Source organism: Kribbella speibonae (assembly GCF_004331375.1).
In the GTDB taxonomy this organism is placed as follows: domain Bacteria; phylum Actinomycetota; class Actinomycetes; order Propionibacteriales; family Kribbellaceae; genus Kribbella; species Kribbella sindirgiensis.
In genome coordinates this window covers 36,903-62,235 of record NZ_SJKC01000003.1, presented here as the reverse complement: position 1 = coordinate 62,235, position 25,333 = coordinate 36,903, and the positions used below count along the sequence as shown (strand labels likewise).

24 protein-coding genes are annotated in these 25,333 nt (G+C 68.3%); 4 read left to right on the top strand and 20 right to left on the bottom strand.

Annotated elements, in window-relative coordinates; genetic code table 11:
- Positions 1-77: 77 nt before the first annotated feature.
- The 4 genes from E0H92_RS21570 to E0H92_RS21555 form a co-directional block, all read right to left on the bottom strand.
- Entirely contained in the window at positions 78-905 is an 828-nt protein-coding gene (locus E0H92_RS21570; protein WP_131497534.1) for a neutral zinc metallopeptidase, read from the bottom strand.
- A gap of 2 nt (positions 906-907) precedes the next feature.
- On the bottom strand, positions 908-2,170 hold the full coding sequence (locus E0H92_RS21565; protein WP_131497533.1) for a neutral zinc metallopeptidase: 1,263 nt from the start codon (positions 2,168-2,170) through the stop codon (positions 908-910).
- Between the two features lie 18 nt (positions 2,171-2,188).
- Entirely contained in the window at positions 2,189-3,385 is a 1,197-nt protein-coding gene (locus E0H92_RS21560) for a neutral zinc metallopeptidase (RefSeq protein WP_131497532.1), read from the bottom strand.
- Between the two features lie 171 nt (positions 3,386-3,556).
- On the bottom strand, positions 3,557-4,348 hold the full coding sequence (locus tag E0H92_RS21555; RefSeq protein WP_131497531.1) for a class I SAM-dependent methyltransferase: 792 nt from the start codon (positions 4,346-4,348) through the stop codon (positions 3,557-3,559).
- 63 nt (positions 4,349-4,411) lie between these two features.
- On the opposite strand from E0H92_RS21555, the gene E0H92_RS21550 reads away from it, so the two are divergent.
- From E0H92_RS21550 to E0H92_RS21535, 4 genes are all read left to right on the top strand, one after another.
- Complete coding sequence (locus E0H92_RS21550) at positions 4,412-5,140, top strand: SAM-dependent methyltransferase (protein ID WP_238173535.1); 729 nt, start codon at positions 4,412-4,414, stop codon at positions 5,138-5,140.
- A gap of 22 nt (positions 5,141-5,162) precedes the next feature.
- The gene (locus E0H92_RS21545) at positions 5,163-5,585 is read left to right on the top strand and encodes a hypothetical protein (protein WP_131295701.1); all 423 of its coding nucleotides are present in this window, start codon (positions 5,163-5,165) and stop codon (positions 5,583-5,585) included.
- Positions 5,586-5,666: 81 nt separating this feature from the next.
- Complete coding sequence (locus E0H92_RS21540; RefSeq protein WP_131497530.1) at positions 5,667-6,212, top strand: TetR/AcrR family transcriptional regulator; 546 nt, start codon at positions 5,667-5,669, stop codon at positions 6,210-6,212.
- A 1-nt stretch (position 6,213) separates the two neighbouring features.
- The gene (locus E0H92_RS21535) at positions 6,214-7,383 is read left to right on the top strand and encodes an FAD-dependent monooxygenase (RefSeq protein ID WP_131497529.1); all 1,170 of its coding nucleotides are present in this window, start codon (positions 6,214-6,216) and stop codon (positions 7,381-7,383) included.
- Here the strand turns inward: E0H92_RS21535 and E0H92_RS21530 are convergent.
- From E0H92_RS21530 to E0H92_RS21455, 16 genes are all read right to left on the bottom strand, one after another.
- The gene (locus tag E0H92_RS21530) at positions 7,380-7,871 is read right to left on the bottom strand and encodes a class E sortase (RefSeq protein WP_131498324.1); all 492 of its coding nucleotides are present in this window, start codon (positions 7,869-7,871) and stop codon (positions 7,380-7,382) included. The genes E0H92_RS21535 and E0H92_RS21530 overlap by 4 nt on opposite strands.
- Positions 7,872-8,180: 309 nt before the next feature.
- Positions 8,181-8,705: an MOSC domain-containing protein gene (locus tag E0H92_RS21525; protein WP_131497528.1), complete on the bottom strand. Its 525-nt coding sequence runs from the start codon at positions 8,703-8,705 to the stop codon at positions 8,181-8,183.
- 2 nt (positions 8,706-8,707) lie between these two features.
- The gene (locus E0H92_RS21520; protein WP_238173534.1) at positions 8,708-9,460 is read right to left on the bottom strand and encodes an aminoglycoside 3'-phosphotransferase; all 753 of its coding nucleotides are present in this window, start codon (positions 9,458-9,460) and stop codon (positions 8,708-8,710) included.
- A complete protein-coding gene (locus tag E0H92_RS21515; RefSeq protein ID WP_131497527.1) occupies positions 9,441-10,910 on the bottom strand; it encodes an arylsulfatase in 1,470 nt (489 codons plus the stop codon). The genes E0H92_RS21520 and E0H92_RS21515 overlap by 20 nt, the downstream gene beginning before the upstream one ends.
- Positions 10,907-11,899: a LacI family DNA-binding transcriptional regulator gene (locus E0H92_RS21510; protein ID WP_202873762.1), complete on the bottom strand. Its 993-nt coding sequence runs from the start codon at positions 11,897-11,899 to the stop codon at positions 10,907-10,909. The genes E0H92_RS21515 and E0H92_RS21510 overlap by 4 nt, the downstream gene beginning before the upstream one ends.
- Before the next feature lie 17 nt (positions 11,900-11,916).
- Positions 11,917-12,792: a carbohydrate ABC transporter permease gene (locus E0H92_RS21505; protein ID WP_131460474.1), complete on the bottom strand. Its 876-nt coding sequence runs from the start codon at positions 12,790-12,792 to the stop codon at positions 11,917-11,919.
- A complete protein-coding gene (locus tag E0H92_RS21500; protein WP_238152542.1) occupies positions 12,789-13,748 on the bottom strand; it encodes an ABC transporter permease in 960 nt (319 codons plus the stop codon). Before E0H92_RS21500 ends, E0H92_RS21505 begins: the two co-directional genes overlap by 4 nt.
- Positions 13,749-13,751: 3 nt before the next feature.
- Positions 13,752-15,374 carry a type 2 periplasmic-binding domain-containing protein gene (locus E0H92_RS21495; protein WP_131460475.1) on the bottom strand — a complete coding sequence of 541 codons (1,623 nt, stop codon included), beginning with the start codon at positions 15,372-15,374 and terminating at the stop codon, positions 13,752-13,754.
- Between the two features lie 170 nt (positions 15,375-15,544).
- Positions 15,545-16,393 carry a DUF11 domain-containing protein gene (locus E0H92_RS21490; RefSeq protein WP_131460476.1) on the bottom strand — a complete coding sequence of 283 codons (849 nt, stop codon included), beginning with the start codon at positions 16,391-16,393 and terminating at the stop codon, positions 15,545-15,547.
- A gap of 162 nt (positions 16,394-16,555) precedes the next feature.
- Positions 16,556-19,084, bottom strand: a complete 2,529-nt coding sequence (locus tag E0H92_RS21485; protein ID WP_131497526.1) for an ATP-binding protein — start codon at positions 19,082-19,084, stop codon at positions 16,556-16,558.
- Between the two features lie 38 nt (positions 19,085-19,122).
- Positions 19,123-20,121, bottom strand: a complete 999-nt coding sequence (locus E0H92_RS21480) for a LacI family DNA-binding transcriptional regulator (RefSeq protein WP_131497525.1) — start codon at positions 20,119-20,121, stop codon at positions 19,123-19,125.
- 13 nt (positions 20,122-20,134) lie between these two features.
- Complete coding sequence (locus E0H92_RS21475) at positions 20,135-20,953, bottom strand: carbohydrate ABC transporter permease (protein WP_131460479.1); 819 nt, start codon at positions 20,951-20,953, stop codon at positions 20,135-20,137.
- Positions 20,950-21,846: a carbohydrate ABC transporter permease gene (locus E0H92_RS21470; protein ID WP_238173533.1), complete on the bottom strand. Its 897-nt coding sequence runs from the start codon at positions 21,844-21,846 to the stop codon at positions 20,950-20,952. Before E0H92_RS21470 ends, E0H92_RS21475 begins: the two co-directional genes overlap by 4 nt.
- Positions 21,843-23,102, bottom strand: a complete 1,260-nt coding sequence (locus tag E0H92_RS21465) for an extracellular solute-binding protein (protein WP_131460480.1) — start codon at positions 23,100-23,102, stop codon at positions 21,843-21,845. The genes E0H92_RS21470 and E0H92_RS21465 overlap by 4 nt, the downstream gene beginning before the upstream one ends.
- Positions 23,099-24,565 carry a sulfatase-like hydrolase/transferase gene (locus tag E0H92_RS21460; RefSeq protein ID WP_131497524.1) on the bottom strand — a complete coding sequence of 489 codons (1,467 nt, stop codon included), beginning with the start codon at positions 24,563-24,565 and terminating at the stop codon, positions 23,099-23,101. The genes E0H92_RS21465 and E0H92_RS21460 overlap by 4 nt, the downstream gene beginning before the upstream one ends.
- A gap of 88 nt (positions 24,566-24,653) precedes the next feature.
- Positions 24,654-25,292, bottom strand: coding sequence for an aspartate/glutamate racemase family protein (locus E0H92_RS21455; RefSeq protein ID WP_131497523.1), 639 nt, complete (start codon positions 25,290-25,292; stop codon positions 24,654-24,656).
- Positions 25,293-25,333: the final 41 nt, after the last annotated feature.

Genomic DNA, 25,333 nt, shown 5'->3' with positions numbered 1-25,333 from the left:
TAACTTGTCCGCTACAGCCGCCGACCAGGGCCACGGCAGCGAACACCGCCACCACACGTTCCGCCGTACGTCGCACGTCAGCTCACTCGCTTCGCCGACGCGGCCCACGTGTTGCAGGCCGCCGGAGACTTCGCCTTGAAGGCAGCATTCGCCCACGCGGTGTTGCTCTTGCGCGAGCCGTGGTCCGGCGTACTGACCGGTGGGTCGTCATCACCCGCGTACGCCACCCACCGGTACTCCGCGAGCTTGTCGCCGTACAGACCAAGGGTCTTCTGGTTCGCTCCGAGAAAGGCCGAGGCGAAGCACGATGCCTGCAGTTCGTTGCGGCGGCCTTGCTCGAGCTGCTCCGCCCCGGTGGTCTGCTCCCACCGCTCGTCGAAGTACCTCGCGATCCCGACCAACTGCTGGACGTGATGCCCGAACTCGTGGGCCATCGTGACCTGGAGGTGAACCGCCGCCGGCATCCGGTCGTCCGGATCTTCCTCGACGAGCTCGTCCCAGTCGAGATAGATCCCCCAGTTCGCATCGCAGTACAGGCCTTCGAACTCCTTGTCGAAGATGCCGCAGCGCGTCTTCGCGCCGTCGTTGACGGCGTACACGACCGGTGGAAAGTAACCGACGCCCGAGCGCTCGACCAAGGGTTTCCAGGCTCGCTGAAGGCAGACCAGGACGGCCGTCGCATAGCGCCGCACGGTCTGCTGCGATCGCAGCGCGAGCTTCGGCAGGGTGCACGGCACCGCCGGCACAGGCCCCGCCGAGTAGATCGCGTTGCGGAGCAGGTAGGCCTCGTCCTCCGGCACATACGCCGTGGTGTCCGTGTCCGGAAGGGGTCCGTAGGTCCGCTCACACCCAGCCGTGACACCCACGGCCAACGCCACGACCCCGAGCAGAGCCGCGGCACGCATGGTCAGCTCACCTTGGCGGATGGTGCGGAGTAGGTGTTGCACGAGCCGGGGTTGCCGGACTTGAACGCGGTGCCGGCCCAGTACCAGTAGCTGGCGCGCGAGCCGTGGTCCGGTGGCGACTTGGGGTCGTTCTCGTCGCCGATGTGCTTTGCCATGTAGTTGTAGTAGTCGAGCTTCTTTCCCCGGATCTCGAGGCTCTGCTTGTTGGCTCCGAGAAACGCCGCTCCGAAGCACGACGCCTGCAGTTCAAGGCGACGGCTCCACTCCAGCTTCGCGCCCTTCGAGTTCGTCCAGCCCTCGCGTGAGTCAGACGAGATCAGGATGTTGGTCAGCCACTGCACGTGGTGGCCGTATTCATGCGCGAAGGTGTTCATCATCAGCAGGCGGGCCCAGGACGGGTTGGTCTTGTACGTCTTGAAATCGTCCTGCCACTGCATGCTGATTGTCTCGTCCGCGCCGCAGTAGTGGGAGTCGGTCGTGTTTCCGATGCACGACGAGACGTTCCCCGCGACCAGCGTGACCTTCGGTGAACGGAAGGGGTAACCGGCCTTCTTCACCAACGGCCCCCACGCCTTGTTCAGACACGGCAGCATCGCCTGGTAGAAGCGGAGCACCGCGGCCTGGTTGGTGAGCTTGATAGCCGGCTCCTTGCAGTTGACGACCGGCACCTTGCCAACCTTGTACAGCTCGTTCTTCTGCAGGCGGACCATGTCGGGAACCGTCGTGGCGGTGACAGTGACCGTGGGGTTCGGGGGGACGGGGAGCGGAGCCTGGGACTTCTTGACAGAGGGCTGCGAGAGGGGGCGTTCGACTCCGTAGGAGTTGACGAGTTTGAAGCCGCCGATGGTGGCGCCGGTGAGCATCAGGATGACCAGGATGGACAGGCCGACGATGATCGGGCGGGAGTACTGGCGCGGCGGGGCGGCCGGTGGGGGTTCGGTGGTGAACTGAGCGCCGGAGCGGGACGGGTTCGAGTGCCAGCCGGTGGGGCGAGGGCCGCCGACGCGGCGGGTTCCGGTCAGTGGCGTGAGCGGTACGCCGGTTTGCGGCGCCGCGGGCGGGCCGCTGTACTCACTCGTCGTACCCGGCTCCGTGGGCAGCGGACGTGCCTTGCGGCGAAGCGGGGCGTCGTCGAGCGAGACCGAGCGGGCGGGACCCAGGCCGCCGGGCTGCGCAGTCTTCAGGGTCAGCGGGCGGGTGCCGGCCGCCGGTTGACCGGACGCGCGGTGCCCGGGCTCCGGTGCACCTTCCTCGGAGTCAGGCATCGATCGTTCCCATCTCGCTCAGCTGACCTTGGCGGATGCTGCGACGAAAGTGTTGCAGGCTCCGGGGTTGGTTGTCGCCAGGCCCTGGCTCATCCACAGCGCGAGGCTCTTGCTGGAGCCGTGGTCGCGGACCTTGTCCTTGGTGTGCTCGTCGCCGCGCCGCTGGATCAGGCCGTTCCACTCCCGGAGCAGATCGCCGCGCAACGGGAAGCTCGCCTTGGCCGCGCCGAAGAACACCGCGCCGAAGCAGTATGCCTGCAGCGCGGCGCGCCGGTTCACCTCGAGCTTCGCGGTCGTGCTCGCCGCGGTGGCGGCGAGGTTGTCGGAGGCGTCGGCCATCCCGGTCAGGTTCTGCACGTGGACGCCGTACACGAAGCCGAAGGACTGCGCCATCTCCACGCGGATCTCGGTCTTGTTCTTCGGGTAGTCCTCGACGATCTTCTGCCACGGCATGGTCGCGCTGCCGCCGTGCTCGTCCTGGCAGTAGAGCGCGAGCTCCTGCTGGACGCCGCACGCGGTCTCGTCACCGTCGTCGAAGATGATCAGGTTCGGCGACCGGAACTCGAATCCGGCCTTGGTGATGATCGGCTCCCACGCCTTGTCCATGCAGGCGGTCAGCGCCTGGTAGTACGAACGGACGTTCTCCTTGGACGTCGGCCGGAACGCGGGTTCCGGGCATTTCGCCACGGCCAGCGCCCCGGCGGAGTAGATCGCGTTCTTGCCGACGATGTCGGTGTCCGGGGTGCCCTGGCCGACCGGGTCCCTGGTCGTCGGCGCGTCGCTCGGCTTCGTGGTCGGCATCGGGGTCGCGATGATCCCGTCGGACGACAGGACCTTGACCGCGAACGTCGCGCCGCCGGCGAGGAACAGCAGCACCGCGGCGACCATCAGCGCGATCAGGCCCTTGGACCGCTTCTTCGGGATGAACGGCACCGGCTCCGGGTGGAACACCTGCCGGTACGCCGCGGCGGCGGGGTCGTCGGCCGGCGGCGGGCCGAGCCGGCTGCCGGACAGCGTCGTACGGCGGGACTCGATCCGGGACCCGCTCAACTGCGGCGGCGTCGGCGGCGCTTCCCCGCCGAGCCGCGGCGTGGGTGCCGCCAACGGCGCCCCCGACGGTGCCGAAACCGCCGGCTTCCGGTCGTCGTTCGAGATCTGGTCACCGTCGCCGCCTGGCAGGAAGTGCCCAGGCTTGGGTGCCGGCTTGTCCGCCATAACTTCCCGCTTCTCCCCAGTACCGGCAGTCCGCCGGTCCCACCCGATGCATCAGAAGGGCCGGTACACCCCCAGTGCCGGCCGCCGGCTGATATTACGGCCTGGACCGCCATCCGGTGAACCGGATTGCACCTATTGACATCATTCCGCGACCGCCGCCACGGAACGCAGTCAACTGACTACCCGGCCGTGGGCGAGGAAGTGCGGGCTGGCGGCCCGGAGGTTCGGGTCGGATTCGACCTGGCGGGCGAGGAGGACGGCGGCGGGGAGCAGGGTTTCGATGGTGTCCGGGGCGGCGTTCTCGAGGATGTTGCTGGCGGGGCCTTCGATGCCGAGAACCTCGACGCCAGTGAGGCCGGCGGTGGTGAGTTCGGCGGCGAGTTCGGCGGCGTGGTGGAAGTAGGCGACGGTGAAGCCGGCGGAGCCGTCGATACTGCCGGAGGCGAAAGCCTCGAGGAAGAGGGGCAGTCGCTCCTCGGTGAGCGTTCCGTTGCTCCCGGCCTCGAGCAGGCCGCCGTACCGGTTGATGCCCGCGGCGGCCACCACCCCGCCGGGCCGCGTCACCCGTACCGCCTCTGCCAGCGCCTGCGCACGATCCGCCGCGTCGACCAGGTGGTAGAGCGGACCGAGCAGCAGCGTCACGTCCACGCTCGCGTCCGCCTGCCGGAGCTCCCGCGCGTCGCCTTCCTCGGCCGCGAAGGTTCCGATCGTCGCCGCCTGCTGCACGTGCTCCGGAACCGGGTCGACCAGCGTGACCCGATGCCCGTCCGCGGCGAGCCAGCGCGCGTGGACGCCGGTCGCGCCGCCTACATCCAGTACGACGGATTCGGGCGGCAGCCAGCGCCGCAGCAACTCCTGGGTGCGCAGGAACTCGAGCCGGCCGTGCCCGCGGACGACCAGCCGATCGTCCTCGACGTACCGGTCGCGATAGAAGGAGCGAATCACCGGATCAAGTTGAGTCATCCCACCACTCTGCCCGCCGAAAATGCCGGGCACATCCCGTTTTGATCTCGCTACCCTGTGCCGGTGGCAGACCTGAAGCACGACGACTACCCGCGGGCCAGCGCGTACGACGCGGACTGGCTGCTGGCCGGCGACATGGGCCCGAATCCGCTGTGGTTGCTGGAGGATCTCGCGCGCGACCTCGACCTGCGACCGGGGATGCGGGTGCTCGACCTCGGCTCCGGGAAGGGCGCGACCGCCGTCTTCCTCGCGAAGGAGTACGGCGTTCAGGTCTGGGCCGCCGACCTGTGGGTGGACCCAACGGACGCCGCCGCGCACATCGACCGCGACGACGTCGTGACGCTGAAGGCGGAGGCGCACACGCTGCCGTTCGCGCAAGGGTTCTTCGACGCGATCGTCTGCGTCGACGCCTACGAGTACTTCGGTACCGCGGACAACTACCTGTCCTACATCACGTCCTTCCTCAAGCCCGGCGGGCAGCTCGGCGTCGCGACACCGGCGATGACCCAGGAGGTCCGCGAGCTCGGCCACATTCCGGAGCACATCAAGAAGATGGTCGGCTGGGAGGCGCTCGCCTGGCACACGGCGGACTGGTGGCGGTTCCAGTGGGAGATCACCGAGCTCGTCGACGTCACCGCCGCGCGCCTGCAGGAGAACGGCTGGGCCGACTGGGTCAAGTGGTCCCACGCGGTCTCGGAGTACCGCGGCGAACGCGACGGCGCCCTCGACATGCTCGAGGCCGACAACGGCCAATACCTGACCTTCGCCATCCTCGCCGCCCGCAAGCGCTGACCGGCCTGGCATGCTGGGGGGCATGAGCTGGGCTGTTTATGCGATGCGCGGGCCAGGAGGCGTACGGCGCCTCGACGACATTCCGGTCGACTACGAGCCGCCGGCGGTGGGTCTGGCGACCGACGTGGTGGCCAAGGTCCGGGAAGTGGTGCCGGACGTGGACACGAGCAAACCGTCCTGGCTGGCGTTGCGAAGTCCGGAGTACGACGTCGAGATGACGATCGGCAAGGGCGTCGAGGTCCGCGACATCACGTTCTACCTGAACGACGGCCCGCGGTCGATCCCGATCGTGATGGAGATCAGCCGCCAACTCGGCGTCACGCCGTACGACACCGAGTCCGGTGACTTCCTCACCGAGGAGTCCCGGCCCCCGGTCCCGCCGCCGATGACGGCCGACGAGATCAAGATGAACAAGCCGAAGTGGTGGAAGTTCGGCCGTAAGTAGTTCTGACCCCGCTTGCCCTCGCGCTGTCACACCTTCTACGATCAGGACGATCGTACAGGACGATCGCCCTGGAGGAATTCGATGGCCCCGACGGCGAAACAAGGTCAGGAGGTACGGCGGCGGTTGCTGGCCGCTGCCGTGGAACTGATCCCCGAACGCGGCTGGTCGGCGGTGAGTACGCGGATCCTGGCCGAACGCGCCGGCGTCACCCCGAGCGTCGTGCACTACCACTTCTCGTCCGTGCAGGACGTGCTGACCGAGGCCGCGATCGCGATGATGCGCGAGGTGCTCGCGGCGACCGACTTCACGTCCGCGCCCACCCCGGCCGCCGCCGTCGACGCGATGCTGGGCTCGCTCGAGCGGTACGACGGGACCGACCCGACGTCGCTGCTCTTCACCGAGACCTACCTGGCCGCGACCCGGGACGAGCACCTGCACGCGCAGATCGCCGCCCTGATCACGGACTTCCGGACCCGGCTGGCCGACTGGCTCGCGATCCACCAGGTCGCCGAGCCGTCCGCGACCGCCGCCGTCCTCGCGGCGACCATCGACGGCCTGCTCCTGCACCGGACCCTCGGGCCGGAGTCCCCGCACCTGACCACTGTTCTGCGAAGGCTGGTGAGTTGAAATGCACGTGATCATCGGTGGAGCCGGGATCGCCGGGCTCGCGCTGGCGAACCGCCTGTCGACGCTCGGCCAGGACGTCACCGTCCTCGAACGCAGTCCGGGGCCGCGCCCGCAGGGCTACATGATCGACTTCTTCGGCCCGGGGTACGACGCGATGCGCGCGATGGGGCTGCTGCCCGCGATGCAGGAGGTCGCGTACCACGTCGAGGAGGCGGCCCTGGTCGACGCGGACGGCCGCCAGCAGGCGGGGATCAACATCCTGCAGTTCGCCGAGGGCGACGTACTCAGCATGATGCGACCGGATCTCGAACAGGTCCTCCGCGAGCACCTGCCGAGCGCCGTGGACCTGCGGTACGGCGCGACCCTCACGGGCGTCACGCCGCGCGCGGACGGCGTACAGGTCGAGCTCGCCGACGGGTCCACGCTGGACGGGGATCTGCTGATCGGTGCCGACGGCATCCATTCCGCCGTCCGCCGGCTCGCGTTCGGGCCGGAGTCGTCGTACCTGCGGTTCCTCGGGTTCCACACCGCGGCGTACAGCTTCGACGCGCCGGAGATCCACGCCGAGGTCGGCGGGCGGTTCTGCCTGACGGACACGATGGGCAGCCAGTTCGGGTTCTACGCGCTCCGGGACGGGCGCGTGGCGTCGTTCGCGGTGCACCGGACGGCGGATCCTGCTCCGCCGGCGGATACCCGCGCGGCGATCAGGTCGGCGTACGCCGATCTCGGGTGGGTGGTGCCGGAGGCGCTGGCGTTGTGTCCGGACGACGACCAGATCTACTACGACCAGGTCGCGCAGATCGTGATGCCACGGTGGAGTTCGGGGCGGGTCGCACTGGTCGGAGACGCGTGTGGGGCGGTGTCGCTGCTCGCCGGGCAAGGCGCTTCGCTCGGGATCGCCGGGGCGTTCCTGCTCGCGGACAAACTGGTGAGCTCGTCGTCGGTCGAGGCCGGTCTGGCGGAGTACGAACAGGTCTGGCGGCCTGTCGTCGAGGAGAAGCAGAAGGTCGCGCGGTCGACCGGGCGATGGTTCCTGCCGCGGACCCGGCTGGAGTTGGTCGCGCGGCGCGTCATGCTGTGGATCCTCCGCCTGCCGGTGCTCCGCAAGCTCCTCCCAGCCGCGCTCGCCGGCAAGCCCACCACGCTGATCCGGGACCTGCAGCCGACCTAGGAGCGGGTCGCGACCAGGGTGCCGATCTTGTTGATCCGGTGTTCTGGGTTCCCGAGTTCGTCGTGCCAGTAGTTGCCCGCCGCGTGGTCCTCCGGCGTGGCGCAGGTGGAGATCGTCAGCATCGGCTGGGTCGGCTTCACACCGGGGCTGCCCGGTACGGCGGCGTTCTGCTGCGCCTTCTCGGCGGGCTTGCGGAAGGAGATCGTCATCGTCCGGGTGATCACGTAGTCGTACACCGTGCTGCCGACTCTGATCAGGACGTGGTCGCCGTTCCTCAGCTCCGGCGCTCGCACGAGCGGTCGTCCGTGGCTGACGCGGTGGCCGGTCACGATGAAGTTTCCGATCTCACCGGGGCCCACCCCGCCGGCACGCCCGCGTGGGCTGGCGGCGACGCCGCGGTCCTGGATCCGGGTGCCCGGCCGGTCGTCGGCGGTGCCGGTGTAGGCGACGACCCTCAGATTGCGTACGCCGATCGCGGGGATCGACATACTCACCGGCCCGGACACGGTGGGTGCCGGACTGGGCGTGGTGCGTGTGGGCGTCGGGGCAGGCGTGGGCGAGGGCGTCGTGGCGGGAGCCGTGGGTGAGCTTGGCGTGACGGTCGGGGTGGTTGGCGGCAGGGTCGAGTTACCGGACGGAGCCGTGTCGCTGCATCCGGCGACCACCGCCAACACAACAAGGGCACCCACCAGCCTCACCCCTCAACGCTAACCACTCCCCACCGAAAACCCTCCGAAAGTTCCGCGCCGACTTGGGGAGGGTTTTGTGCCCGAAAGGGCAAGCAAACCTCCCCAGCCTCAGTCCAGGACGGTGAGTTCGGTGGGCCCGAGGCGGAGGACGCCGGAGGTGAGTGGGGTGGCGCGGATGCCGCCGTGTCCTCGCAGCGCCTGCATCGCGCCGGGTGCGAGGACCTCGTCCATCCACGCGCACGGGTTGGCCGGGCGGTTCGCCTGGAAGGTGACCGAACCCAGCGTGAAGCGCCGGCCGGGAACGCGGGTGCCGTCGGCGGCGCGGTGGGCGGCGAGTTCGTCGATCGGGAAGCCGCGGACGGCGATGTTGCGCCGGGTGAGGTGCGGGTCGAGAGGCGTGTCCAGGTTGAGAACGCGCTCGACCTCGTCGAGGGACGCGGCGTCGATCAGGGTGACGGCGGCGTTCTTGTGGATCGCTTGGGCGTAGTAGCGGTCGCCGACGATGCCGAGGCCGGCGCGGACCTCGATCTCGGTACGCGCGACCGGCTCGGGGTCGGGGCGCGGGCCGTCCTGCGGGCGTCCTTCGAAGGCGTGCTCGCGGGAGACGACCAGGGCGACGAGCTCGACTCTCATGGTCAGCCCCAGGTGAGCGGGTCGAGGAGGCGGAAGAAGTGCAGGCGGCGCGGGTCCGGGTCCGGTACGCCGTACGCCTCGAGGAACGGCGCCGGGTCGGCGGACCACTCGTCGTGGAGCTGGATCGTGGTGAGGGCGAGGTCGGTGTACCGGTCGGCGACGCCGAGTCGTCCGAGGTCGATGAGGCCGGTGACCTCAAGGGTCTCGGGGTCGAAGAAGATGTTCGGCAGGCAGGCGTCGCCGTGACAGACGACCGGCTCCAGGACGCTCTCGACATAGGGGCGCTCGGCAACTACTTGGTCGAGCAGCTCGGTCGGGTGCAGCCGGCGCCACTCGTCGGTCAGGTACGCCGGGTTCACAGCGCCACGCCGTACGACGTCGGTCGCCGTCGCGATCACGTCCGCGAGCGGCCGCTCGAACGGGCAGTTGGTCAGCGAGTGCAACTCACGAAGAACCACGCCGAGGCTCCGCATCGCACGCTCATGGGACTCCGGCGGGAGGCTGTCCCCGGGAACACCAGGCACCGCCGACGTCACCAGACAAGCACCGTCCGAGGACAACTCGAACCAGTCAACGACTGTTGCGCTGGGCAACCCCGTAGCGGCGAGCCAGGTGATGCGGTCGCGTTCGGCGGTCAGGTCGGCGACCCCGGAAGGGGCGCAGCACTTGGCGAACATGTTGCCTCGGCGGTAGACGGACGTATCGGACTCGCCGATGTCGACCGGCTCCCAGTCGTCAGCCGGCGGCGCGTGCAACGCGTTCCCTGGTGTGCTCGAGGATCGCGGTCACCGGACGCCCGGTCACCAGATTGCCGTCGGCAACGAATCCTTCCTCGCGCCCGGTCAGATCCTGGATCAGCCGCGACCGCCACAACTCCCGCAGCTCAGGCTCGGTCTTCACCAAGTTCCGCAACTCCCCCGGATCCGCGACGAGATCGAACAACTGCTCCACGCCGAGCGCAGAGCCCCAGACGTACTTGATCTTCCCGTCCGTCACCCACTGGATCGACTGCCCGAAATGCAGATGCTCGCCGTGCAACCACTCCCGCACCGGCACCGACTCCCCACGCAGGAACGGCGCCAGCGACACCCCGTCCACCGACGACGGAACCGGCACCCCGGCCAGATCGAGCAACGTCGGCATCACATCTCGCAACTCGACCACCTGGTCCACGACGCCACCGCGTACCGAAGCGGCCGAAGCCCGGTCCGCGACGACGAACGGCACCCGCGCGGACCCTTCGTACGGCACCGACTTCCGGAACATCCGGTGGTCGCCCATCATCTCGCCGTGGTCGGAGGTGAACGCGATGATCGTGTCGTCGTACACCCCGAAATCGACCAGCGCCTCGCGGATCCGGTTGAGCTGCAGGTCGATCTGCGCCATCAGCCCGTAGTACCCGGCCCGCGCGCGGTGCACGACGCGATCCGGCAGGTCCCCGATCGCCGCCTGGTAGTCCCCGTCCTGCCGGAACTCGTCCCAGTCGTCCTCCCAGTCACCCAGCGTCTGCGAGTACGGCGGCAACGCGTCGTACCGGTCGTATGCCCACGCCGGCGGATCGTACGGCGGATGCGGCCGATGGAACGACAGGTACAGGAAGAACGGCTTCGTCGGATCCCGCCGGTACAGCCAGTCGATCGTCTGCGTGCCGATCCAGTGCGTCGGGTGCAGCTCCTCCGCCTTGTCCCACGGACGCGCGACGACCGAGTTGCAGTTCACCCCGTGGTCGAAGTACTCCGCGTCCGGCGACACCCCCGGCTGTCGGCGCAGCCACGGCACGTAGTCGTCGAAGAACCCGAACTGCTGCCGGTACGTACGCCGCGAGTGGTGCAGGAACCCGTCGTGCAGGATCACGTCGTCGAACCCGAGCCGGGCCCGCTCCGGCCACACGTGCATCTTGCCGATTGCCTGCGTGTGGTACCCGGCGCGCCGGAACTCGCCCTGCACCGTTACCGGATGCGCGGCGTCGAACGGTACGCCGTCGGTGTACCCGACGCGCCCGTGCCGCTCCTGCGACTGCCCGGTGAACAGCGCCACCCGGGCCGGCACGCACGTCGGCGTCGCGGAGTACCCGCGGCTGAACCGCACCCCGTTCCGCGCCAGCTCGTCCAGATGCGGCGTCTCGACGTACGGATGGCCGGCGCACGACATCGCATCGCCCCGCCATTCGTCGACACAGATCAGTACGACGTTGGGCTGACTCAAGAAGACTCCCGGATGATCAGTTGCCAAGGGAAGTCGAACACCTCACCGGGTGCGCCCTCCCGGTCGGTCAATCTGCTCACGATGATCCGGGCGAGCGCCTCGTTGAAACCGACCGGTCCGACGGTGGACAGCGACGGGTCGAGGTGCTCGCCTTCGGGGGTGTTGCCGACGCCGACGATCGCCAGATCGCCCGGTACGTCGATCCGCAACCGGTGCGCCGCCCGGACGGCGGCGATCGCGGCGAAGTCAGTGGTGCAGTACAGCGCGGTCGGCCGATCCGGCTTGGACAGCAGCGCCATGGCGGCCCGGTACGCGCCTTCCGGGTGCTGTTCGAAGACCTCGATCTGGTCGCTGCTGATCGGCTTGCCGGCGGCGCGCAACGTGTTCACGTACGCGTCGAAGCGGGCGAACCCCTTGGTCCGGGACGTGAGTGCGCCGACGCGGTCGTGATGCTCCAGCAGGTGCTCCACCGCGAGGTGGCAGCGCGGCTCGGCGCCCGACCGGATCACGTCGAAGCCCTGCGGTTCCAGGGTTTCGCTGAACGCCACGATCTGCACGCCCTGCGCCGCGAACGCCTCCAGTTCGGCGATCTGCTCCGGGTCCGGTGTGATGCTGTCGATGAAGATCACGTCCGGCGTCCGGTTGGCCAGCACGGTCCGCCAGTCGCCGTCCGCGACGATCAGCGCGGTCTTCCCCAGCGGCGACACCGCCGTACTGACCGTGGCCGCGACGGCCTGCGACCACGGGTCCGCGAGCACGTTCAGCGACAGCAGCACCAGATCGGACTTGCCGGTCCGGATCGCGCGGGCCGCGTCGTTGCGCCGATACCCCAGGCGCGACGCGGCCTCGCGGACCCGGTCTGCGGTGGAGTCCTTGATCGTGTGGCTGCGATGCCGTCCGGACAGCACGTAGGACACGGTCGCGACCGAGACACCGGCCTCCTTCGCCACCATCCGCAGCGTCGGCCGCTCCGCCAAAGGTGAGGACATATATCGATTCTTGCAGATCACCCTTTGACGGCACCCGTAATGACGCCTTTGGTGAAGTGCCGTTGGAGGAATGGGTAGACCATGGCGATCGGGACCAGCGCGACCACGACGACGGCCATCTGCAGGGACTGGGGTTGTGGCGGCGGGTGGACGCCGAGCTGGTCGGCGGACAACGACTTGCCCTGCAGGACGTAGGTCCGCAGGATCACCTGGACCGGCCACTTCGACGTGTCGTTCAGGTACAGCAGCGCGTTGAAGAACGCGTTCCAGAACCCGACCGCGTAGAACAGCCCGACGACCGCGATCACCGCCTTCGACAGCGGCATGATGATCCGGCGCAGGATGGTGAAGTCGCTGGCGCCGTCGATCCGGGCGCTCTCCAGCAACTCACCCGGCACGTTCATGAAGAACGTCCGCAGCACCACGAAGTTGAAGGCTCCGAGCGCGCCCGGCAGGATCAGCGACCACAGGCTGTCGAGCAGCCCGAACTGCTTCACCACCAGGAACATCGGGATGATGCCCGGCGCGAACAGCAACGTGAACAGCACCATCAGCAGCACCGGCCGCCCGAACAGCACCGGCCGCGACGTCGCGTACGCCAGCGCGATCGTGACCGCGAGCGCGATCGCCGTACCGACCAGCGTCACGAACACGCTGACCAGGATCGCTCTGCCCATCAGCCCACCGGAGAAGAGCGTCTGGTACGCCTTGAACGTCGGATGCGACGGCCACAGCACGTACCCGCCCGCGTCGATGATGTCCTCGTCGCTGGCCAGCGACGTCGAGATCACGACCAGGATCGGGATGACGATGGCGAGGGCGAAGCCGCCGAGGACGACTGCTTTGATCGCCTGGTACGCCGGAGAAGGGTTCTCCTTCCAGACCGGTCTCATGAGGCCCCTCGTTTCTGGAAGATGCCCGGCTCACCGAGCCGATGAGCGAGGGAGTTGGCGCCCCACAGCAGCAACGCACCGACCACGCCCTTGGCCAGTCCGGCCGCGGCGCCACTACTCCAGTCACCACCGACGACACCCGCGTAGTACGTGAACGTGTCCAGTACTTCGGCCGCGCCCGAGCCGACCGAATCGCGTTGCAGGATGAACTGCTCGAACCCGACGCTGAGGATGTCGCCGATCCGCAGGATCAGCAGCAGCACGATGACGGTCCGCAGCGACGGCAGCGTGATGTGCCACAGCCGCCGCCACCGGCCCGCTCCGTCCGCCGCGGCAGCCTCGTACAACGACACGTCGACCGTGGTGAGTGCCGCGAGGAAGATGATCATCGCCCAGCCGGCGTCCTTCCAGATCAGCTGCGCGACGACGAGCAGCGGGAAGGTGTCCGGGTTGGTCATGAACGGAATCGGGTCCAGACCCGCCTGCCGGAGCAGGTTGTTGACGAACCCGGCACCGCCCAGCGACTGCTGGAACAGCGTCACGACCAGCACCCAGGACAGGAAGTGCGGCAAGTACGCGATCGTCTGGAACCAGCGCCTAAAACGGTTGCTGACCAGCGAGTCGACGATCAGCGCCAGCCCGATCGGCACCGGGAAGAACAGCAGCAACTGGACACCGGCCAGCACCAGCGTGTTCCGCAACGCATCCCAGAAGTCCGGGTTGGCGTACAGGTTGACGAAGTTCTGTACGCCGTTCCACTCGCTGTGCATGATGCCGAGGAACGGCTGGAAGTCCTGGAAAGCGACGACGTTTCCGAGCACCGGCAGGTAGAAGAACACCAGCAGGAAGACGACGCCGGGGATCATCAGCAGCACCATCTGCCAGTCCCGGCGCCACTTCGCCTTCAGCGGCAGGCCGTTCTTGGCCTGCCGCTTCTCCGAGTTGGCCTTCAGCATCGATCAGGACCCGGTGACCGGAACGCTCGACGGCAGTACGGCGGCGAACTCGCCGCGCATCTTGTCACCGCCGCCGGACTTCCAGCGCTTGAGCGCCGCGTCGTACGCGTCCATCTTCTGCCGGCCGGTGACGATGTCGACGATCGTGTCCCGGAACGCCGCGGTCAGCTTCGGGCCGACCTTGCTCGACGTGTCGGAGTACGTGCCCGCGGTCGGGTTCCGCATCGCGAACGTCAGCAGCTTCTGCTCGGTCTCGTAGATCTTGCGCGTGTCGTCCGGGTTCGCCGGGTTGAAGATCACGCTCTCCGGGGAGTTCATGATCTGCAGCGCACTGACCAGACCGGGCGCCTGCTGCTGACCGGCCTTCGTCAGCACCGGGTTCTTCTGCGCGTCGAGCTGGTACTGCTGCCCCTCCACGCCGAAGTTCTTGACCAGGTACTCCTTGGTGCCGAACGGCGCCGACAGGTAGTCCATCAACGCGAGCAGCTCGCGGATCCGGCCCTCGTCGGTCTTCTTGAACGGCGTGAACCCGACCGTGCCGTAGCCCATGTCGTAGACCGGCTTCGCCTTGCCGTCGTGGCCGAACGGGATCATCGTGTCCACGAACAGCGTCGGGTCCAGGGTCCGGAAGTCGGCGGTCGCACGCGGGCCGACCACGACCTGCGCGGCGATCTGGCCGTTCACCGTCTTCGGCGTGGCATCGGCCAGGTTGAGGTCCGGGTAGAACACCTTCGCGGCCCAGAGCTTGGCGGCGTACTCGACGGCGGCCTTGTAGTTGTCGGTCTCGTAGAGGTGCGTCAGCGACCGGTCCTGGTTCACGCGCCAGCCGTTCGGGGCGCCGAACCACTCACCGAACATGTGCAGCATGTTGATGATCGCCGGCTCGAGCGCGTAGTTCGTGCCGTTGGTGAGCTCCTTGCACTTGGCGAAGAACTCGTCCGCGGTGGTGCACTGCAGACCGCCGACCTTCGCCCAGGTCTTCGGATTGCCCATCATCACCTGGCCGAACGGCGTCGACGGGATCGGGGCGCCCCAGATCTTTCCGTTCACCACGGCGGTCCGCCAGGAGGCCGGCTTCAGCGCGGCCAGGTTCGGGTACTCCAGGACGGCGTCACCGGACAGGTACTTGGTCAGGTCCTGGAACTTCGCCTCGAGCATCGGGCCGATGTTCGGGATGCCCTGGTTCGGCGGCAGCCACATCAGGTCCGGCAGCGAGTCGCTGGCCAGCAGCGTCGCGAACTTCTCCGGGTAGCCCGGGTCGGTGCCGATGGTCAGCCGGAGCTCACCGCCCAGCGCGGAGTTCAGCGCCTGCCACATCGGGTTGCTGCCCATCGGCGGCGGGGGCGTCGCGAACGTCTCGGTCAGCGCGGTGACCGCGCTCTTCAGCGGCGGCGCCTTCACGCTCGAGACCGCGTCCGCCGGGAACTTCAGGAACCCGGGCTCGAGGCCGGACTCGGCCCCCGGGAAGTCCGGGTGCAGACCCTCGAACGGCTTGTACGTCGGCAGCGTGAGCTCGCCCGACGCCTTCGCGCCCCCTCCGCCCGCCCCGCCGTCGCCGCAGGCCGCCAGCGTGGAGGTGGCAATCGCCGCACCGGTCACCTGCAGGAACCGTCGCCGACTGATCATAGTTGCTCCAAGTTTCGAAGAAGTGCTCACTAACACTCACTTAAACGTTAACCCGGACCGTAAACCTGACCCACCCCTCGATGCAAGGCGTAGACACAAAAGAACCGACGGCCGCGGGGACTCGAGAACCCGCGGCCGCCGGCCGTCGTACTACCTCAGTGTGTTGTCAGTCAGCAGCGCACGAGCAGCCCGGTAACGGCCGTGCAGGAGCGCGTCGCCTTGTCGTTCGCCGCCACCGGGTCGTTCGGCGAACTCGCCGTACGCTGCGCCGTAGCGGTCAGCACACCCGCCGTGAGCATTCCGGTGTTCACCGTCAGCGTCCGCGTCACCGTGGCGCCGCTGGCCAGCGAGGCGATATCGCAGTTCACCGTCCGCGTGGTGCCGACCCGGGTACAGGTCGACGCGTAGTACGCCGTCGCCGACGGACCGGTCGCGACGACGCGCACGCCGGTCGCCGGGTCCGGACCGTTGTTCTTCACCGAGATCGTGTACGTGATCCGCGCCGTCGTCACCATCTTCACCGCCGCGGTCATCGTCACCGCGACGTCCGCCGGCTGCTGCAAGATCGTGAGCGCCGGTCCGTCGAAGACCTCGAACGCGTAGTTCTCTCCGATGAACTGGTGCTGCAGCGTGATCGTTCCGAGCGGAGCATCCGCCTTGACCCTGAGCGTGAAGACGACCGTGCGGGACTCACCCGGCGGAACGTCCGCCACCCCGCCACGAACACTGGTGCCGAGCGTGTCACAGGCGAACGCCCCCGGACACGACACCAGCTCCACCATGGCCGGCAGTGACGTCTCCTTGGCGTACAGCCCGGCCTTCCCGCCGGTGATCGTGAAGTCCCGATCGTTGTACACGGTCTGTGTGATCGTGAACGTCTGCCCACGAGCGACCGACGTCGTGTTCACTTCGATCGCACTGGTCGGTGGTACGGCATCGGCGGTCACCGGAACCGCCGCCAAAGTCGCGCCGACGACTGCAGTCACCAGCGCAGCACGAATCAACTTCCAGGCATGCATGACGTGCCCCCTTGTTCCTTCCCATGATCCCCAGCCCCCAACTGCCCCCACAGCTCCGCCGACGGCGGTGCAAGAAGTATGTAGTTGCCACTGTTCGTGGTCAACCGTTTGAAGTCTGTACTCAATCTTTCGGCATGACCGTCGGAGATCTTGCTGCGGCGGTCAGAGTGCCAAGCGGTCGAGCAGCTCCTCGACGCGCTCCGTCCTGCCCGCCTGCCGGTGACGATCCCAGTCCTCGCGGGACAGTGTGTCGCCGACGAGTTCGAGGGCTTCCGCGAGTTCCTCGTCCAGATGGGGGTTGGGGATCTCGAGCCGTTCGCCCATCGCCTCCTCCGCCCCGAACAGGTGTGCGGCGCGAACGGGATCCCCGCGGCGCAGCAGAATGTTCATCACGGTGTTCGAGAACGCCATCGTGAGCGTCGGGCTGCCGATCGCCAGCACGGTGGGAACCAGCCCACGGGCCAGCCCGCCGGCCTCGTCGAGACGGCCGGCGAGGGTCAGCAGGTAGGCGAGGTTCTGCCCCACAATGGCGAGCTCGTACGCGTCCCCGTGCGACTCCGTGATCCTCAGCGACTCCCGGAGCAGCTCCTCCGCGCGCTCGAAGTTGCCGAGTTCCTCCTCGATCCCGCCCAGGTGGTTGAGCACCCGGGCCAACCGCCACTCGTCGTCCAAGGACCGGAGCCGCTCGACGGCCTCGGTCAGCGTCACCCGCGCCGCACGTGCGTCCCCTCGCTGCCCTTGCATCGAGCCGAGCACGGTCATTCCGTACGCGATGCCGGCCGGATCGCCGAGCCCCCGGGCCATCTCGACGCTGCGGGCCGCTACCTCTTCGGCGTGCTTCGCCTCCCCCTGGATGAACAAGACGTTGCTGAATCCGCGCAGACAGGCGGCCAGCTCCGGCGACGACGTCGTACCGGCGGCAGCGACGATCTGCTCGTGCCAGGCGCGGCTCTCGGCCAGGTAGCCGCCGACGATCCAGACCCAGGCCAGGGCCGAACAGAGCCGGAGAGCGGTCGGTAGGTCGTGGCCGGTCGCCCAGCTGAGAGCGGTACGGAAGTTGTCCAGGTCGATCTCGGCACGATCGACCGGCAGGTCGGACGTGGTCTTCTTGGTGTCCTCGATCATCTCGGCAAGGTCGGCGTAGTAGCCGGCGTGGCTGCTGCGGACGGCGGCATCCTCGTCCGTGGCGCGCAGCTCGTCGGCGGCGTACCGGCGGATGGTCTCCAGCAGCCGGACGCGGGTGCCGTCGGGCCCGTCGAACACCGTGATCAGGTTGGCGTCGTGCAACTCGGCGAGGGCGTCGAGCGGGTCGATGCCCGTGGCAACCTTCTCGATCGCGGCCAGGTCGGCGCCGCCGGCGAAGACCGCTAGGCAGCGGAACGTCCGGCGGTGCTCGGGGCCGAGCAGCTCGTACGACCACGCGATCGTGTCCCGCAGCGTCCGCTGGCGTTCCGGGGTCACCGTACTGGTGGACGCGATGTCGAGCGACTGGTCGATCCTGGCCAGCAGTTCCTTGACGCTGAGCAGCCGGATCCGCGGCGCGCACAACTCGATCGCCAGCGGCAGCCCGTCCAGCCGCCGGCAGATCGCGACCACGTCGGCGGTGTTCTCCTCGGTCAGAGTGAACGCCGGCCGGACGGCCTGGGCACGCTGGACGAAGAGTTCCACAGCGGCATCCGCGATCGGGAGCGGCAGCACCGGATGCTGGTACTCGCCGGTGAGGCCGAGCGCTCGCCTGGAGGTCGCGACGAGCTTCACATGCGGCGCGCCCTCGAGGATCTCGGCGACGACCTTGCCGGCGTCCGCGAGCTGCTCGAGGTTGTCGAGGACGAGCAGCAAGGTCCGCTGCGCGAGGTAGGCGACGACCCGGCCGCGCTCCCGTGGCGGGATGTCGAGGGCCTCGGCGATCGTCGTCCACAGCACCGGCGCGGACGTGACGGCCGCGAGCGGAACGAAGTACACCCCGCCCGGGAATTTCGAGGTCAGCTCCTTGGCGACGCCGATCGCCAGGCGGGTCTTGCCCGCGCCGCCCGGTCCGGTCAGCGTGACGAGCCGTACGTCGGGCCGCTCGAGCAGACCGGTGACGCGGCCGAGGTCCGGTTCGCGCCCGAGCAGCGGCGTCGCGGGCGAGGGCAGGCTCGTCGACGTGCCGACCGTGCGTGGTGGCGGGAAGTCGGCCTTCAACCCGTCGACGGTGACTTGGAGGAGGTGCTCGGGTTCCGGGATGTCCTTGAGGTGGTGCGTCCCGAGATCGCGCAGCGTGACCCCGTCGGGCAGGTGTGTCAGCTCGCCGGTGACGGCCGACACCACGATCTGCCCACCGTGTGCGGCAGCCCCGATCCGTGCCGCGAGATGGACGTCCATACCCCAGTAGTCGTCGTCGAACACACCCGGCGTACCGGTGTGGATCCCCATCCGTACCCGCAGCTGCTCGTCGTCCGGCCATCGATGTTCCGCCAGCCGTCGCTGCCCGTCGGCGGCCGCCCGGACCGCCTCGCCGGCCGTCCCGAACACCACGAAGAAGCTGTCGCCCTCGGTCCCCATCTCGGTCCCGCCGTACGCCGTCCAGACCGCCCGCAGGATCCGCCGGTGATCTTCCAGCGCCTCCAGGTAGCGGTCCCCCAACCGGCGCAGCAACTGCGTCGACCCTTCGATGTCCGAGAACAGCATCGCCACCATTCCCCCACCCATGCCGCCAGTCTGGGTTGCTTGCCAGGGATACGCCAGGGTCAGCTGATGCCGGTGGTGCTCTCGCGGACCACGAGGCTGAAGGGAGCCTGCAGTCGTTGTGGTTCGCTTTGGGGGTCCTGGTCTTTCAGTGCCTGCAACGCCAGCCGTGCGATCGCGACCCGGTCCGGAGCGACCGTGGTCAGGGTCGGCAGCGTCGCCAGGTCGTACGGGATGTCGTCGAAACCGACCACGGCCACGTCCTGCGGCACCCGCAGGCCGCGCAGGACCAGCGCGCGGATCGCGCCCATCGCCAGCCAGTCGGTGGCCGCGAAGACCGCGTCCGGCGCCGGGTTCCCCGAGTCCAGCCAGTCACCGAGAGTCCGCTCGGCGTCCTGGCCGCGGAGGCCGCCGGTCGCGAGCACGATGTCCTCGTCCACCGGTAGCCCGGCCGCGGCGAGCGCGTCGCGGTACCCGTTGATCCGCTCGTCGTCCATCCGCGGCCCGGGCGCCAGCGCCATCACGTGGCGGCGGCCGAGTTCGAGCAGATGCTCGGTCGCGACCTTGCCGGCCTCCCGGTTGTCGATCCCGACATGATCGGCGTGGTGCTCCGTGCCGGCCTTCTCACCCAGCAGGACCAGCGGCAGCCCCGGGTCGCGGTTCCGCACATCCTCCGCGGTGAGCCCGAGCGGGCTCATCACGATGCCGTCGAGGCGGGCCGGATGCCGCTCGGTGAGCAGCGCCAGCTCGGCCTCGCGGCGGCCGCCGGTCTGGTGGAACTGCACGATCCAGCCGAACGCCTCGGCCTCGTCGAGCATCCGGGCCGCGAGCGAGGCGAAGTACGGGCGGTCGAGCTGCGGTACGGCGAGCGCGATCACACCGCTGCGCCCCTGGGCCAGGTTGCGGGCCGCGATGTTCGGCCGGTACCCGAGCTTGTCGATCGCAGCCAGCACCCGCTGCCGGGTCTCCTCGCGGACGTGCTCGGCGCCGTTGACGACGTTCGACACCGTCTTCATCGACACCCCGGCCGCCTCGGCGACATCGGTCAGGCGCGGCCTCATGTCCTGGATTTTGTCATTTGAGGCCTGAGTGGGCCATTCCGGCCAGGATGCGGCGCTGGAAGACCACGAACACCACCACGACCGGCACCAGCGTGACGACGCTCATCGCGAACAGCGCGCCCCACTCCGAGCTGCCGGTCGCGTCCAGGAAGCCGCGCAGGGCCACCGGCACCGTCAGCCGGGTTCTCGTCGACAGGTAGATCAGCTGGCTGAAGAAGTTGTTCCAGGTCCAGATGAACGAGAAGATCGCCGTCGTCACCAGCGCCGGCGACAGCAGCGGCAGGATGATCCGCCGGTAGATGCCCCACGCCCCGCAGCCGTCGATCCGGGCCGCGTCGTCCAGCTCGACCGGGATCGAGCGGATGAACTGCACCATCAGGAACACGAAGAACGCGTCGGTGGCCAGGAAACTCGGCACGATCATCGGCCAGAAGGTGTCGATCCAGTTCAGCTTCCGGAAAATCGAATACTGCGCGATCAGGGTCACGTGACCAGGCAGCATGATCGTCGCCAGCATCAGCGCGAACAACGTTTTCCGGCCCACGAAGGTGAGTCGCGCGAACGCGTACGCGGTCAGCGAGCAGGTCAGCAGGTTGCCGATCACCACCGCCGCGCAGATGATCAGCGAGTTCATCAGGTAGATGCCGAAACTGGTCCCGGTCGACGACCAGCCGAGCGCGTAGTTCCCGAGCGTCGGGTGCTCCGGGATCAGGCCGGGATGGTCGAAGATCTCGGTGTTCGGTCGCAGCGACGCGGTGATCATCCAGAGCAGCGGGTAGAGCATGATCAGCGCGCCCGCGGTCAGGCCGGCGTGGGCCAGTACGCGTCTCATCGGCGTACCCCTTCGTCTCCGTAGAACACCCAGGTGCGGCCGAGGACGAAGTTCAGTCCGGTGAAGACCGCGATGATCAGCAGCAGGACCCAGGCCATCGCGGCGGCGTACCCCATCCGGAAGTTCCCGAAGGCCTGCTGGTACAGGTACAGCGTGTAGAACAGCGTCGAGTCGGACGGACCGCCCTTGCCGCCGCTGATCACGAACGCCGGCGTGAACGCCTGGAACGCGCCGATGATCTGCAGCACCAGGTTGAAGAACACCACCGGCGACAGCAGCGGCAGCGTCACCCGCCAGAATCGTTGCCATCGGCCCGCACCGTCCACCTCGGCGGCTTCGAGCACCTCGTCCGGGATCTGCCGGAGGCCGGCCAGGAAGATCACCATCGGGGCGCCGAACTGCCAGACCCGGAGCAGGATCAGGGTCCACAACGCCGTACCTGGCTCGGAGATCCAGCCGCGGCCATGGATGCCGAACAGGCCGAGGACGTCGTTGAGCAGACCGCCGCTGCCGAAGATCTGCTGCCACAGCAGGGCGATCGCGACACTTCCGCCGAGCAGGCTCGGGACGTAGTACAGCGCTCGGTAGACAGCAAGACCTTTGAGCCCTCGGTTGAGGAGCACGGCGACGGCGAGCGCGAACGCCATCTCGAGCGGGACCGAGACGCCGACATAGATGAACGTGACCTTGAGCGACTGCAGGTACCGCGAGTCCTGGAAGAGCGCCGTGTAGTTGTGCAGGCCGGTCCACTCGGGGGTGTTCAGCAGCGCGTAGTCGGTGAACGAGTAGTAGAGCGACAGCACCATCGGGCCGATCGTCAGCCCGACGATGCCGACGAACCAGGGCAGCAGAAACAGGTACGCCGGAACGCTCTGCCGAAGTCGGCCGATCACTGCCCCAGGGTCTTTCCGGCCATTTCCGTGAACTCCTGGGCGCCCGCGGCCGGGTTGCTCTTGCCGAAGCCGATGTTCTCCGCGATCCGGCCGAACCCGGTCAGCAGCTCGCCGTACCCCTTCGGCCACGGCTTCGGCGACGGACCGACCTTGCCGGCCAGGTCCTCGACGTACTTGATCGCCCGCGCACCGGCCGACCCCGCGTCCGCGGACACCAGGTCACGCGCCTTCTTCGACGGCGGTACGCCGAGCAGGATGCCGATCGCCTTGATCGCCTTCTCGTCGTTCAGCAGGAACCCGATCAGTTTCGCGGCGTCCTCGGGGTGCTTGCTGGCGGCCGAGACGCACCACAGGTCGAGGCCCTTGACGAACTGGCCGCTCAGATCGCCGGCCTTGCCCTGCGGGACCGGGAGCACGGCCAGCGGGCTCTTCACCAGCGGCTGGTAGAAGGTGACCTGCTGGACCCAGCCGAACTGCAGTGGAGACTTGCCGGTGGCGATCAGGGACTTCTCGATCGCCGTCGTCTCACCGCTGACATTCTGGGGCGGCGCCGCCTTGGCGGTCCGCAGGTCTGCCCAGTACTGGAACCATTCCTGCACAGTGTCCTTGGTGGTCAGCAGTTTTCCGCCGTCGTCGGAAAACATTTCCGTGCCGTGCTGACGCGCGTACACCTCGAACAGCTGGAAGTTTCCGGCCTGGTCGCTCGACCCGAACGAGCCCGGCACCGACCCCGCGTAGTCGCGGGCGAACTCGGCGAACTTCTCCCAGGTCCAGCCCGCCGTCGGCACGGTCCCGCCGGCCTTCTTGATCGCGCCCTCGTCGACGTACATCGAGTAGCTGATCGAGCTCTGGCCGATGCCGTAGTTCTTGCCGTCGGCAACACCGCTGGCGGCGACGTCCTTGTCCAGACCCGACGTGTCGATCCCCAGCGAACCAAGGTCCTTCAGCGCACTCCGGCCCGCGTAGTCGCTGAAGTAGCTCATCGACATCCGCAGCACGTCGGGAGCGTTGTTACCCGAGGTCTGGGTGGCGAGCTTGTCCCAGTAGTCGTCGAAGGGAGCGCTTTCCGCGGTGTACTCCGCGCCGCCGCCCGACTTCCACGCGTCGAGGGCCTTGTTCAGCGCCTTGGTCACCGGGTCCGGGCCGTACCAGGAGACGCGCATCGGACCGGACTTGCCGGAGCAGCCAGGGACAGTGATCGCCGCCGCAGTGGCGGCGCCGAGACCCAGCAGGGTCCGGCGGCTGAGAGTGGTCATGTTGGTTCTCCTTGGGAGGCCCAGCGCCAGTTGTGGGGCAGGCGGAGCGGGGTGTAGTTGCCGTTCGGGAGGTCGTCGGTCAGCCGTGCCTGCCAGCGGGCGAGCTGGTGCAGGAGGCGGGCGCGGACGGCCACATGGACGTCGTCGTCGAAGAGGTTGCCGAGCTCGGCGGGGTCCTGTGCCAGGTCGTACAGCTCACCGGGCAGGTCGGCATGGACGATCAGCTTCCAGTTGCCGCTGCGGAGCATCCGTGCGGCGCCGGATTGCGTGACGGTGTTCAACTCGTCGAAGGTCGGGCCGTCGTACCCGAAATGCAGCGGTGGCCGGGCGGTCACGTCGTACGCGCGACCGCCGTACCCGTGCTCGGCGATGATGCTGCCGAACTCCTCCTCGGGTGCGTCCTCGCCGTGGGTGAGCGGGAGCAGGCTGCGGCCCTGGACGCCGTCGGGGATCGGTTGGCCGACGGCCTCGCAGATGGTGGGCAGGACGTCGACGATCGAGACCGGCTCGTCGCGCTGCTGCGGGTGGACGCCGTCGCCGGTGATGATCAGCGGGATCCGCATCAGGAACTCGGACAGGCCGGCGCCCTTGCGCTGCAGGCCGTACTCACCGACGTAGTCACCGTGATCGGCGAGGACGACCGTCAGGCGCGGCCGGGTGCGTCGAGCGAGTCCCTCGTGCAGGCGGGCGATCTGGTCGTCGAGGAGATTGAGCATGCCGAGATAGTTGGCGGCGTACCGGCGCCACTTGTCGTCGTACCCGGGTCGCTTCTCCTCCTGGAGCTTGCGCAGCCAGGCGTAGCTGCCGCCCTTGATTTCTGTTGCCTCCGGCCCCGTTGTGCGGTCGGGGACGTCGTCGGGGCTGACCAGGTCGAAGTAGAGCTGCGGGACCTGGTACGGGTTGTGGGGTTCGGGATAGGAGACCCAGAACAGGCCCGGCTGGTCGGGGTCCGCCTCGTTGATCGCCTGCAGTGCGTCGGTGGTGATCCGGTAGGGCAGCTGGTTCTGTACGTCGAACGGGGTCGGTTCGTCGGACACGCCGTGGTCGAGGTGCTCGAGCCAGGTGTCGAAAGCGTTTTCCTCGGCGTTCCGCTCGGGTCCCTGTGTGTGGAAGTACGGACCGGCGTAGGTGTCGAAGTCCTGCGCGTCGCGGTGCATGTGCGGCTTCCCCGCGAAGTGCAGTTGGTAGCCGGCCGCCCGCAGTACGTCGACCAGGTCCTGGGCGAACCGTGCGTGCTGGGCGTTGCTGTTCTGCCGGACCTGATGGGCGCTCGGGAACCGCCCGGTGAGCAGGCTGGTCCGCGCCGGAACGCAGGCCGGCGCGGCCGTGTACGCGTTCCGGAAATCCGTTCCGCGGTCCGCCAGGCTGTCGACGAACGGCATGGTGTCCACCGGATACCCGCTCCGCCGGGTCAGTCCCACCCGCTGCTGATCGGTCATCACGATGACGATGTCGGGACGCATCTACCTGCTCTCCGCTCGATTTACAGCGCTGTAATGCAGCGCTGTAAACCATGCCGCAGGCCTCCGCCCGACGTCAAGGGCAGGTGCGTCAGGTGAGCTGTTCGGCGAGGCGGCGGATGCCGCGTTCGGGGCTGGTGAGGACCGGGACCGCGAGGTCGAGCCCCTCGGCCGCCGACGCCATCGACGCCTGCGCGAGCACGACCACGTCACCGGCCGCCGCCTTGATGGCCTCCGCCACCAGCTCGTTGTGACGCACGCGATCTCCCGCGACCGCCGCCTCGAACGCACCCGGTACGACGACCTCGTCGATCTGGACCTCGCGGCCTTGCAGCTCGGCTCGCTCACGCAAGAGCGCGGCCGTCGGCTGCACCGTCGTGGCCAGCGTCGCGATGACACTCACCCGATCGCCCGCACGAACGGCCTCGTCCGCCATCGCCTCGTCGACCCGGTGCACCGGAACACCGAGCCGATCGGCCAGCGGCCCGGCGTACTGCGAGATCGACGAGCACGTGAACATCACCGCCTCGGCGCCGGCCGCGACCGCGGCACCACCAAGATCGGCGAGCCGCTGGGCGACCTGCTCAGCCGTGGCGCCCCGCCCCAGATCGGCAACGATCTTGTCGTCGAGAAGGTTCTGCACCTCCACGCCAGGCAGATGCTCGGCCGCGAGCGTCGCGAACGTCGGAATGACCACGGCTCCGGTGTGCAGAAAGGCGATACGCGTCACCACACCACCCTGACACGCCACCGACCGTTTATGCAATCGTT